The sequence below is a fragment of the Wolbachia endosymbiont of Drosophila bicornuta genome, assembly GCF_028982105.1.
Taxonomy (GTDB): domain Bacteria; phylum Pseudomonadota; class Alphaproteobacteria; order Rickettsiales; family Anaplasmataceae; genus Wolbachia; species Wolbachia pipientis.
This window is the reverse complement of record NZ_JAPQLF010000112.1, coordinates 1-11,546: the sequence shown is the minus strand read 5'-3', so window position 1 is coordinate 11,546 and position 11,546 is coordinate 1. Positions and strand designations below refer to the sequence as shown.

Annotated in this window: 16 protein-coding genes and 2 pseudogenes; 8 read left to right on the top strand and 10 right to left on the bottom strand. The window is 35.3% G+C overall.

The genetic code is table 11. The features are described from left to right. Positions 1–243 precede the first annotated feature (243 nt). On the bottom strand, positions 244–1,818 hold the full coding sequence (locus OZD68_RS03660; RefSeq protein WP_182309488.1) for a penicillin-binding transpeptidase domain-containing protein: 1,575 nt from the start codon (positions 1,816–1,818) through the stop codon (positions 244–246). Next, a complete protein-coding gene (locus tag OZD68_RS03655; protein ID WP_182309487.1) occupies positions 1,773–2,612 on the bottom strand; it encodes a polysaccharide deacetylase family protein in 840 nt (279 codons plus the stop codon). Before OZD68_RS03655 ends, OZD68_RS03660 begins: the two co-directional genes overlap by 46 nt. 205 nt (positions 2,613–2,817) lie before the next feature. Here OZD68_RS03655 and OZD68_RS03650 point away from each other — a divergent pair, with 205 nt between their 5' ends. The 5 genes from OZD68_RS03650 to OZD68_RS03630 all read left to right on the top strand — a co-directional run bounded on the left by OZD68_RS03650 (position 2,818) and on the right by OZD68_RS03630 (position 4,623). Continuing rightward, entirely contained in the window at positions 2,818–2,961 is a 144-nt protein-coding gene (locus tag OZD68_RS03650; RefSeq protein ID WP_182309486.1) for a hypothetical protein, read from the top strand. A gap of 383 nt (positions 2,962–3,344) precedes the next feature. Next, positions 3,345–3,737 carry a JAB domain-containing protein gene (locus tag OZD68_RS03645; RefSeq protein WP_259366024.1) on the top strand — a complete coding sequence of 131 codons (393 nt, stop codon included), beginning with the start codon at positions 3,345–3,347 and terminating at the stop codon, positions 3,735–3,737. Between the two features lie 176 nt (positions 3,738–3,913). Beyond that, positions 3,914–4,246 carry a helix-turn-helix domain-containing protein gene (locus tag OZD68_RS03640; protein ID WP_182309485.1) on the top strand — a complete coding sequence of 111 codons (333 nt, stop codon included), beginning with the start codon at positions 3,914–3,916 and terminating at the stop codon, positions 4,244–4,246. Positions 4,247–4,260: 14 nt separating this feature from the next. After that, the gene (locus OZD68_RS03635; RefSeq protein ID WP_310732688.1) at positions 4,261–4,386 is read left to right on the top strand and encodes a helix-turn-helix domain-containing protein; all 126 of its coding nucleotides are present in this window, start codon (positions 4,261–4,263) and stop codon (positions 4,384–4,386) included. A gap of 45 nt (positions 4,387–4,431) precedes the next feature. After that, the gene (locus OZD68_RS03630; protein WP_259366022.1) at positions 4,432–4,623 is read left to right on the top strand and encodes a hypothetical protein; all 192 of its coding nucleotides are present in this window, start codon (positions 4,432–4,434) and stop codon (positions 4,621–4,623) included. A gap of 41 nt (positions 4,624–4,664) precedes the next feature. Here the strand turns inward: OZD68_RS03630 and OZD68_RS06605 are convergent, their stop codons facing one another. Continuing rightward, positions 4,665–4,844, bottom strand: coding sequence for a methylated-DNA--[protein]-cysteine S-methyltransferase (locus OZD68_RS06605; protein WP_220468128.1), 180 nt, complete (start codon positions 4,842–4,844; stop codon positions 4,665–4,667). Between OZD68_RS06605 and OZD68_RS03625 the strand changes: the two genes are divergently transcribed. Then, positions 4,794–4,970 carry a hypothetical protein gene (locus OZD68_RS03625; RefSeq protein WP_220468134.1) on the top strand — a complete coding sequence of 59 codons (177 nt, stop codon included), beginning with the start codon at positions 4,794–4,796 and terminating at the stop codon, positions 4,968–4,970. The genes OZD68_RS06605 and OZD68_RS03625 overlap by 51 nt on opposite strands. 97 nt (positions 4,971–5,067) lie before the next feature. On the opposite strand, the gene OZD68_RS03620 is transcribed toward OZD68_RS03625, so the two are convergent. From OZD68_RS03620 to OZD68_RS03600, 5 genes are all read right to left on the bottom strand, one after another. Beyond that, positions 5,068–5,412, bottom strand: a complete 345-nt coding sequence (locus OZD68_RS03620) for a hypothetical protein (RefSeq protein WP_182309484.1) — start codon at positions 5,410–5,412, stop codon at positions 5,068–5,070. A 342-nt stretch (positions 5,413–5,754) separates the two neighbouring features. Further along, the gene (locus OZD68_RS03615; RefSeq protein WP_275009029.1) at positions 5,755–6,282 is read right to left on the bottom strand and encodes a hypothetical protein; all 528 of its coding nucleotides are present in this window, start codon (positions 6,280–6,282) and stop codon (positions 5,755–5,757) included. A gap of 133 nt (positions 6,283–6,415) precedes the next feature. Further along, complete coding sequence (locus tag OZD68_RS03610; RefSeq protein ID WP_182309482.1) at positions 6,416–7,309, bottom strand: hypothetical protein; 894 nt, start codon at positions 7,307–7,309, stop codon at positions 6,416–6,418. A 607-nt stretch (positions 7,310–7,916) separates the two neighbouring features. Next, on the bottom strand, positions 7,917–8,171 hold the full coding sequence (locus OZD68_RS03605; protein WP_220468127.1) for a hypothetical protein: 255 nt from the start codon (positions 8,169–8,171) through the stop codon (positions 7,917–7,919). A gap of 10 nt (positions 8,172–8,181) precedes the next feature. Further along, positions 8,182–9,567: a hypothetical protein gene (locus OZD68_RS03600; protein ID WP_182309480.1), complete on the bottom strand. Its 1,386-nt coding sequence runs from the start codon at positions 9,565–9,567 to the stop codon at positions 8,182–8,184. A gap of 174 nt (positions 9,568–9,741) precedes the next feature. Here OZD68_RS03600 and tnpA point away from each other — a divergent pair. Next, a pseudogene (gene tnpA, locus OZD68_RS03595) lies at positions 9,742–9,951 on the top strand (IS200/IS605 family transposase); the annotation flags it as partial. A gap of 105 nt (positions 9,952–10,056) precedes the next feature. After that, positions 10,057–10,256 (top strand): annotated as a pseudogene (locus OZD68_RS06785) (transposase); the annotation flags it as partial. Between the two features lie 221 nt (positions 10,257–10,477). Here the strand turns inward: OZD68_RS06785 and OZD68_RS03585 are convergent. Both OZD68_RS03585 and OZD68_RS03580 read right to left on the bottom strand, forming a co-directional pair. Then, positions 10,478–11,068: a hypothetical protein gene (locus OZD68_RS03585; RefSeq protein WP_259366020.1), complete on the bottom strand. Its 591-nt coding sequence runs from the start codon at positions 11,066–11,068 to the stop codon at positions 10,478–10,480. A 10-nt stretch (positions 11,069–11,078) separates the two neighbouring features. Then, on the bottom strand, positions 11,079–11,546 hold a 468-nt coding region (locus OZD68_RS03580; protein ID WP_275008720.1), incomplete at its 5' end, for a transposase.

Genomic DNA, 11,546 nt, shown 5'->3' with positions numbered 1-11,546 from the left:
TATAAGCGCGTTCAGCTTATTTAGATAAAAATCTAGATGTAGATGAAGTTTTGTAAAGACATACAGTATCCATATACTGCAAAAAATTGAACATAAGACGCCGATACATTAAGTAATCCTTACCTTTTAATCTGCAGATTGGCGAAAGCAAATACAATAGCTTCAGTTTCATGATAAGGGGGCTGGCGAATGGTGTCAAGTAAGTTTTTTCGTTTCTATTCCCAATAAAAGTTTGTTATATGGTTATGCAAGAAGTTTAATACTCATAGTTTCAAGCATATACTGAAATATCTCATTAGCAATTGCAACATCTTGGCGTGGGGCTTTGCCGTGTTCTATAAACACAGAGATTGCATAGCGCGTGTTATGGTAAGGGCCATAGGCGATAAATAACTTATGACTTTCGCCCTTAGAGTTTATTTCTGGTGTACCGGTTTTGCCAGCAATTTGTATACCGCTTAGCCCTTTCTTATAGGTTCCAGTTTTAGAATTCACCACATCAAACATAGCTTTTCGAACTATGCTAAGATGCTCACAATCCACATCAATATCGGGAAAATCTTGTATCGTTTCATTCATCTTAATGCGGGGAATTACCTCTTTTCCTGTTGCAATCCTCGCTGCAAGAACTGCAAGCTGTAGTGGTGTTGTAAGCATATACCCTTGTCCTATAACTAAGTTGATAGTGTCACCTAAATACCACTGCGAATATAGCTTTCGTGTACGCCAATCTCTATCTGGCAACAACCCTGGAGCTTCTTCTTTAAACGTTCCAATCAGTGGCCCACTTCCAATACCAAATTTTCTGGCCATTTCTACTAGAGAGTCTACACTTATTTTTTTCCCTATATTATAAAAGTAAGTGTTGCATGATAATGCCATTGCTTCATTTAAAGATACATATCCATGGACTTTGCTTTTCAGGCAACGAAATTTCCGCTCACCTATTTTCATATAGCCCTTACACGAGAATTTTTCTTCTGGTGTGATTATTCCGTCTTTTAAACCCGCAAGCGCAACTATTACTTTAAATATTGAACCAGGTGGAATTTGATATGATAACGCACGATTCACGAGCCGCAATGAAGGAGCATTCAAGCTCTCCCAAGTCTCATTTAATAGCCTGCTAGCAAAAAGATTATTATCGTAAGAAGGTGAATTATATAATGCTAAAATTTCTCCATTATTTACATCAATTACCACTGCGGAGCCTTGGTGATCTTTAAATACCTCTGCGGTTTTCTCTTGCAGATTAATATCAATTGTCAGTTGTACATCTTGTCCGTCTTGTTGTGGTATGCTTGATAATTCTTTTATGACGCGTTTTTTAGAATTTATTTCCTGCTCAGATTTTCCTGACTTGCCTTTCAATATATGATCATATGTATATTCAATACCGCTGATTCCTACTTCGCTTATGCCTTGCTGTCTTTTTGTATATCCGATTACATGAGAACACATTGAACCAAACGGGTAATAACGTTTATAAAGAGCAGTTATTTTTTCTGACGATTTTGCTATTTTAGACTCGACTTCTGATAATGTCTGCAAATCAACTTCCTTACCAGAACCATCAAACAAAACAACATACGAAACTTTGTTTACCGCAAGTTCAATGCTATTCCTATCTAAAATTTTGCCCCGCTTAGGCATAATAGTAGCAACTCTTATTCTATTACTATTAGATAGTGCTTCGTACTTTTGTCTGTTTCGTATTTGTAAATTATATAACCTGCAACTAAAAACCGCAGAAATGGTAAGCTGAATACCACCTAATATGAATGCTCTGCGGTTAAAGACTTTGTTTTTTGTCCACATAACATTCCTTCAAAACACACTTTTTTCCCCTCTTTTATTGTTACACTTCTGGCTTTTACCGTATTACAAACCCTTTTTTCCCACTTACTTAAGGTCACAAACTTATAACCTGATTTTTTTAGTATTTTAATAATATGAGGTAAAGCTTCAATTGTGTTTGACCTGTTATTGTGATCATGAAACAGTATAACTGCTCCATTATGTACATTACTTAAAACTCTTTCAACTAAAGTTTCTGGCTTATCACCTTGCCAATCTAGCGAATCAACTGTCCATAATATTGAATACATATTTAATTGATCAGTATTTTCAATCAGATTATCGTCATAACATCCATATGGCGGACGAAACCATCTTACATCTTGTTTTATTGCATTTTTAATTGCTGTATTTGTCTTTTCCAATTCTTGCAATTGTTCCTCACTTGACAGTGATGTCAACTTCCTATGCGACCAAGAGTGATTGCCTAACTCATGACCTGATTCATGAATTTTCTTTACTATTTCAGACGTTTTTTCATTTATACGTTCACCAAGCACAAAAAATGTTGCTTTTGCTTCATAGCTTTCCAGAACATTAATAATATCGTTTACTCTATTGTTAGACGGTCCATCATCAAACGTAAGCGCAACAAACTTATCGTCGTTATTCAATAATTTTTTTATATTACTTAAATTTCTATATGATAGATCTAGATTACAACTGAGCCCACAGTATGGTAAATTAAAATTACAATCACTACAAAAAGCCGTACTTGAATATAGTAAGAAAAAAGTGATTATCCTTATAAGCATTTGTAATCAGCAAAGTGATAGAATACTACACTTTTTTGCTAAGTTAAGCCATCTTTAATTGCTGTAGCCTTTACTTCATCGCTTCTTTAATATATTGTATTAACAATTTTATATAATATATTATGATTGCAAATATAAATACCGTTGCGCTTCAGGGAATTAGCACAGTATAGCTCTTTTTACAATAATCCGAACAGATCATAATATGCTACTGCTCTACCATAGCCATAAGCACATATCTTATCCTATTCGTACTATTGCGAGAAGTGCTATAAATGTCAATGCACAAATTCATATGGCAAATGGTATTCCAGCTTTTAAAGCAACAAGGACAACATTGCAAATTTAGAGTTCAAAAGGGTTATTCCTCGAGAACTATTGCGTCAGAAAGCTGGCGCTGAATTTGTATATAATGTTGAACTTGGAGGTTTTTATGAATAATAGTGAGAGAAAAGAAAAATTGGAAACTCGTATTCTATCAAGCAGAGGCAGGTCTTTATTGGATCACGAGCTACTAGAACGTGCTCTGTCTGGATATGCAGAAGGAAGAGAAGTTGCCAAAAGGCTAATGGAGCTCTTTAGTAGTTTAGGAAGGGTAATTAATGCTGATTTTCATGAGCTAAAAAATGTTACAGGAATGAATGATGGAGCAATAGCAAGTATAGCACTTCTCGCAATAGTCCGAATAGGATAAGATATGTGCTTATGGCTATGGTAGGGCAGTAGCATATTATGATCTGTTCGGATTATTGTAAAAAGAGCTATATCTTTTGTCTGAAAGAGATTTTTGATAGGATATTGAAAGGCAAGTTAAAAAAGCTGTCGATTCTTGATAATAGAGAAGAGCTACTAAAATACTTTAAAGCAGCAATAGGGCAGTCACGAAAGGAAAGCTTACGAGTGGTATACTTAGATCGAGGTGGTCATTTAATATATGAGTATATTCAAGACTGTGGAACTATAGACAGAGTACCTCTGTATGTGAGGGAAATAATAAAACAGGGATTACTGATTGATGCAGCATCTGTTGCAATTTCACATAATCATCCAAGCGGAGATATAGAACCATCAAAGGAGGATGAGGATAACACACTCACATTAGCTGCAACCTGCGAAAATGTATGAATGAAATTGATAGATCATATAATCGTAACACAGAAGAGCCACTTTAGTTTTTATGACAGTGGCTTATTGTAATCTGTAACCCGGAAGGAAAGTTCTCTAGCTTTCCTTCTTTTTTTTCCACTTTATGAATTAAGAAATTCGCTGTAAGCTTAAACAAATAAAATTAGCAATGAAAGGTGGAATTAGGCAAAAAAATAAAGGAACTTAGGTTATACTGTGGTTTGACACAAACTGAATTAGGAAAAAGAATAGGTGTTTCATATAGACAGATACAAAGGTACGAAAATGGTTCGAATTACATTTTAGCCAGTAGACTATATGACTTAGCAAAAGCCCTATCGATAGATGTTGCTAACTTTTTTACTGATATGCACGCTGACTCACATGAAGCTTACGATGAAGAGGTGTTAAAGTTAGTCAAAGGATATAATGAAATTAAGAGCAAAAGGTTGCGTAGTGTAGTTTATATGTTAGTAAAATCTTTTTCTCAAAGTTACAATAAGAGTTAGTATTGCTTTAAAAAATGGGTATGCAACATCCTATTGATAAACAAATAGGTGAAAGGATAAGGAAAAAAAGGCTAATGTGTGGTTTTAGCCAAAGAGACTTAGGAAAAAAGCTTGGAATTTCATTTCAGCATATACAATGATATGAAACTGGAGAAGTAAGGCTTATAGTTGATAGGTTGTATAATTTGGCAGAAGCTTTGTCAGTTGATATGTCATATTTTTTTACAAAAGCCTCTGAGGATTTACATGATAAGGCCTTTCATAGTGGTGTAGGTAGCGAAGAAATATCGAGGCTAGTAAGGGAATACAGGAAAATTAAGGATGAGACGTTGCGTGATATTATTCATTCAGTGATAAAGGCTCTTACTAACAGATAGGTATAGTAGTGCTTCATAAGCAAGAATAGCCTTCTTGCGTTCTACTCCCCGCGGTACTTATGAATTTTTCCAGACTTACGAATAACACGATGGCATGGTATTAAGTAGGAAATTGGATTGTTAGCAATTGCATTTGCGGCAGCACGTATGGCCTTTGGCTTACCAATTATATGAGTAATATTGGCATAGCTTGTTGTTGTAGCTGTGGAAATCGAAATCAATGCTTGCCAGACTTTATAGCTCTTTTTACAATAATCCGAACAGATCATAATATGCTACTGCTCTACCATAGCCATAAGCACATATCTTATCCTATTCGGACTATTGCGAGAAGTGCTATAATTTGAAAGTCTGTTCCTCTAACAAGCAAAGAAAATGATCTCTCAGGTATTTGTGTGTCAAAAATATTGCGTACAATTTTTGCCGTTGTTAGCCTATCTTCTTTCAGGTAGGCTTGTGGCCACTCTTTTTCAAGTATCTTAATAGCTGAAGTTTCAAAATCACAAAAAGAAAGGTGACAGATGCTTTGTGTTGTATAGCCTTTCTTATAATAGTCCGAATGCGATAAGATATGTGTTTATGGCTATAGCACGCCAGTAGCATATTACGGTCTGTTCGGATTATTGTAAAAAGAGCTATAACTCCAATAAGTGCTTTTCCAAAAATAGTAGAGTGGTAACCATATAAAATATCGATAGATTCTTTATTTTTTCCAGGTGTTATAGCACTTCTCGCAATAGTCCGAATAGGATAAGATATGTGCTTATGGCTATGGTAGAGCAGTAGCATATTATGATCTGTTCGGATTATTGTAAAAAGAGCTATATAACCTGATATTTAGCCATACTTAAGAAACCAGTACTGATACAGTTTAAATTGATTTATATTAAAATTAAAGAGTTCAAATGCTACGCAAGACCAATCCACCACGCAGCGGTTTTGGTTGCTGGAAGTGATCATATTATTTAAGTTTTTAATAATATATGATACTGAGTTAATAACAATGAATTTTAAAATAAAAAGAAAATTCAAGGAAAACTTATAGTGAATTTTTATATATTCTACCACTACACTCTTGACCATATATTAGCATTATACCACTAGATTTGACACATAAACTCTCAATAACCCTTATCTACCAGGAAGATCATCTGCAGAACTATGCCATAAGTTGTCTTTTATACGAAGAATATCCTTAACTGATATAAGAGTATTTGGCCTCTGCGCACGATCATTGAAGATGGCGTACGTTAAAACTACTGTATCCCCGTCGGTAATACGCTTATATCCTCTAGCATTAAAATAACTACCTAGCTGAGTATTTGCTTCCACAATTTTTCGCTGTAGCTCTCCAGTACCAGCAAACTTTAACTCTATTACAATTGGATGGGTACCATCTCTCGCTTCCACAGATCTTAACAGAACCAAGTCCACTTTCTGCCCTCCTCCCAACTGAAACTCAATAATTACCCTAGCTGGATTACTACAAGCGTGAAATAACCCATGCAATATAGAATGAAACCCTGCTTCCCTAGCGTTATCTCTATTTACTGTCCACCTTAATGGAAATAACACATTAGAGATGGCTTGGAATACTTGTGCATGACGATTTTGTACTTGCCAACCAGTATTCATCATTATGCCTGCAGCACTGTGCACATTACTAACACCACCACTTGTAAAACGTTACCTTGAAAAACAGCATTACCTCTATTCTGCAGATATAGCACTTCTCGCAATAGTCCGAATAGGATAAGATATGTGCTTATGGCTATGGTAGAGCAGTAGCATATTATGATCTGTTCGGATTATTGTAAAAAGAGCTATAATTAGCAGGTGACTGGAATGGTATTATATTAACAGTTAGGCCTAAATCATCTTCATTCCTTCTATTAGGGTCTAATTGGCACATCACTTCATAAACCGTAGCATTTGGCCATTGTGCTAAATCTAATCCCACATTGGGAAATTGGTGAACTAAGATATGACGAATATGAAATACAACAACTCTCTCTTCCCTCCCTAATAACACATGTAAAACCATAGTTAAAGCACGATCTCCAACATTTACTTGTGCAATTCCTCCTTGCGGACCTAGCATCCTATCGTTATCGTGATACTCAAACAAGTAATTAGTTACATATACCTCATTTCCATCTCTTAACACAACTCTTCTTCTTGTAAATGCAGTATTTCCAAAAGTAAACCCAGTTGTATAGAGAAATACTCTTCTATCTCTAGCGCTGACACCACCTCTACTCCTCACACCAGGTACAGCAGGTACACCAAACGATGGATGGAGTAAATAATCTCTAACATTTTCTTCAACTTCTTGATTTGCTAAGGGTTCAAATAATCTTTCTACTAAAGAATATTCCCTTTCTAAGAAATTTTCTGTACTAAGCTGAAAACGTCTACGATTAAGGTCAAAGTTCAGTCCCACACAGACAGCATTGCCTGATGAGGTATGGATAGACAGTGATGAAACAGGACATCTGTTAACGTAGTTCTCTGCTTGCTCTAACGCATCTGCAGCACTTCTTCTTCCTGCCTTAAGCTCAATTATGATAGGCACAGAATCCCCTAACCTCTGCACACCACGCACAAGAAAAGTAATATCTGTATACCCTCCTCCTATAAATAATTCAAGATAAATGCCAACTACATGACGGTACCTAAAATTCATCAGAAAGCCTGACAAAAAGCCATGGTAGTCAGACTCGATACCATTAAAGTTTAACGATTGGTTATACCTATCATATGTATCCAGAATATACTGTAAAACATCTTCAATATTATCTCTTGTATTATAGCTCTTTTTACAATAATCCGAACAGACCGTAATATGCTACTGGCCTGCTATAGCCATAAACACATATCTTATCGCATTCGGACTATTATAAGAAAGGCTATAACTGCATTATTGTCTGCTAACACATTTATTAAATTTGGTAAATAATTATTTTGCAATCCAGGTGTTCTGGTAATTTCATCAAAGCCATCACACGGAGATGCTGAATTTCCAGTAAATGCTTCTCCCTCACGAAATTGCATGCACCTTACTGCTTCTTCTTCCTCATCTTCCCCCTGATTCCATGCCCATACAAATGTTTTATACTCCTGCCAAGCTATTTGCCTTCTTCTAATACCCTGCCTCTGCAGCTCGTCTTCTACCCACTGCCTCTCTTCTTCACTAAATCTTGAGCCAAAACTGTTTTGCCTATCAGCAATAGTGTAACACCTTACAACTCTGTTATTTCTTTGATCTACCTCATTAGTTAGAACAGCAACCTTTAAATTTCCCCTTCTATGATTATCTGGATTATTATCAAAGCGAAAAAAATCCTTTCATTATTGTTTGCAACATCAGAATCATGTGCAGTAGCAAACATACCGAAAAAAAATGCAGGAAAGAAACGGTCTTTACCGACAGAATGTAAAAAAGATGGACTCTGATCTAAAAAAGATTCAAACCTTTCCACAAAACCTTGGCAATTTCCATTTAACATACTTCTCATTAACCCAATGTTTTCACCGTTACCATGCATATAAACACCTCTATCTTCTGTGACAAGAAAATCCACTAACTCCAGCACTCCCTAACATAGACTGTGGATCACCAGAGCCACCACCTTGAGGAGGCGTAGGTGCTTCCTTCTCTAACTCAGAAAATAGCTTTTCTGCCAATTTATCATAATCTATATCATCTTTCATACCAGCTCTGCCAACCATCTTTAGATTTTTAACTATAGACTTTTCAAGATTTTTAAAGTCTGTAGCTGAACAAAACTTCTTAGCAAACTTCAATATTTCTAATATTTCACTCTTTTTTACATTTGCAACACTACCTATTCCGCTACTCAATTCCAAGTCAATGATCAATCCTGCAAGAGCATGTTTGATTGGCACTGTGCCATTGGAAAAAAAGACTGCAGTCTTTTCTTCCTCTCTTTCGTGGCTATTAAAATTACCACACTTTATAAGATCTATCATAACCTTTCTAGCTTGAGTACTTAAGGTAGGACTTTCAACGATCTTATCCGAAAGGGAAGAAAGAAGAAGAGCATAATCCTCAGGTGAAAGTATTCTATCCTCTAATATTTTATTTTTAAACATTGGAACTATAGTTTGAACTGTATCAAAAAAATTTTGGTGTATTAACACGCTAAAAAGAGAATATATTCCTTTGTCTTTTTTTGATAACTCAGAGTTTTTCAACAGTTTGTTTTTTCCTTGAGCATTCATTTTGTTCAGACAAAAATCTAAAATAACAGCACCATTATGATTACATTGAGCAGAGGATAAGGTAGTAATTGCACCGATAATTTCCTTCTCTCTCTCTTTTTCACTTAAACGGTCATAAAAATATTCTACTCCCTCGCTCCATCTAAAACCTACAGCTCCTCTAAAACCTTCTACATTGCTATATTCTTTTAATTTTAATCCTTCAGATTCTCGGTCAATCCAGAAACTAAACACAGGATCATAGCTTTCCATAGACCCTAATAGATCACTTCTTATGTACTTGTTGTTGCTAGCTGCAGGTCTACCATCACTATCTACTGCATCAGGAGAAAACCTACCCTTATGAAATTCAAACTTCTCCTCAAAAAGCCGAGGAATTTTATCTATCACACAATACCTGCATGCCATATCATATCTAGAAAGTGGATTCTTTATTCCACCTACTTTTTCTTCAACTAGTTTCTGACCTAACGTTACATTATTCAATTTCATACCTGACCAACAACTTTCATCTTGGAATACATTGTATAAAAATTGTAACCCATCATCTTTAAGATATTCTACCTGTCTCATATAGGTTTTTACCCACCTTTCAATAGTTAAGCGCCTTCCAGCAGTAATATTAGAATCCGTATGTCTAACATTATCTTGTAGCTTCTTAAGTATTGTAGCGTGACGTTCTACTTTTTTCCTTGGCATTATAAACCCTCCTATTTAAAATTCATGATATTATGTAAAAATTATAATCAAATTACAACACTAAAATTACCAAGATATGGAAGAATTGCATGCAAACTCAGGGAAGTAAAAGTTAGTGTCCCCCATCGGGGATTATCTCGCCTTGAGCCGAAGGAAAAGTTACAATAGTCGCATATGCGACGTTATGGATACAATACGCACTCTAAGTATGATATACTTGGTATGGATTCCCGAATATCGCAAAAGGATTCTGATAGGCCAAATTGCTGTAAGAGTTAGAGAACTGCTAAGACAGATTGCCATAGAAAATGAGATCCAAATTATCTCAGGTAAGGTAACTGTAGATCACATTCATATGTTTATATCATATAAACCACAGTAAAGTATAGCACTTCTCGCAATAGTTCGAATAGGATAAGATATGTGCTTATGGCTATGGTAGAGCAGTAGCATATTATGATCTGTTCGGATTATTGTAAAAAGAGCTATATTAGTAAAATTGTACAACTTTTTAAGGGAACGAGTTCGAGGTTGCTGATGCAAGATTTCGCAAGTTTACTAAAACAATTTTGGGTTATGGGCTAGAGGATACTTAGCAGTGAGTTCTGACAGATGAAGTGATACAAAAGTATATATCAATACAGGAAGGTGAGCCGATTCATGACAATGATCAATTTCAAATTGATTGAATTTTAACCCTTCACCTTATAGGTGATGGTTGTTGAGTTTTTCTGTACTTGTCTTTCAAGGAGAATCTCGAACAAGTTATGGTAAATTTTTCAAGAAAAATCTTTAAGCTATTGACCTCATTATTTAATATTCCCTAATTTAAATTAAAATTCAAGAATTACTTTATATAAATCTTTATAATAGTTTATTCCTCAAGGCTATGTAAAAACATAGCCTCCGATCAAGAACGTCCTACGGATGTCGTCTTGTTATTTTTTAATTTATTCACCCAAGAAAAGGTCTCACTACTTTTAGAATTTTGGTCACCCCACCTTCCACACCTAGTAAAACTGCCTCTTTCTACTGCTTCTTTAATAGACATTCTACCAAATAAACACCCCTGTCCTATGATTTCTCCTATTTTTTGCAACTCATTCCACATTTCTTCGTTTTCCACCTCAACTTGTACTTGATGATAGTCTTCTGTGTCATGATATACCATTAAATTTAGCTCTCCTAGGCTAGTATAAAATGTGACTGCAAAAGCACTGCTATCTGATATATCCACGTAGTCTCTTTTGCCGTCCTTCCCAGTTTTAACTTCAACTTCACCATCACCTATTTTTATGATATTGCCACCGAGATTTAAATCTCCCTTGCTCAGGCCCAAGTTTTCTGCGCCTTCTACAACTTTGGCAACATCAACTATGCAGCTATGTGAAAATTCCATATAGAAGTTCTTATTATCAATTTCTACATTTTCAACAGTTCCTTCCATAGTAGCGTTCTCTCCGATTTCTCTGAGCTTTTTGAGCCTACTATATATTTGCATACGCGTCAAGTTAAGAGATTGTGAGCAAATTTAGAGAGGTTAAAGTGGATACTCTAGCCCTTCTAGGTTTGTCTTTTAATGAAAATCGCGACCAAGTTATAGTGAGTTTTTTAAGAAATGCTTTTAAACTATTAATTTTGGTTAATACTAAAAATAACTCTCTAACCCGCCTTTTTAGATCAATAAATGCCTTTGTTAAGCTAAGTTCTGTATTCTTTTTCACTTCTGTGCAACCAACTATGCCGTGAAATATAAGAATTGCACACAATTTAGCATATAGTTCACATAATACTCTGCATGGCTTTCCTTTTACCTTATCAAGCCTGATATGGCTTTTATACAATTTAAATAATAACTCAATTTGCCACCTTACTCTGTAAATCGTTAATACTTGCTCAGCACTAATTTTATTTTCTGGAACATTAGTTATAAATATTGACCAGTTCAACAATTTTTGATTTCTTTTAGAGGATGTATA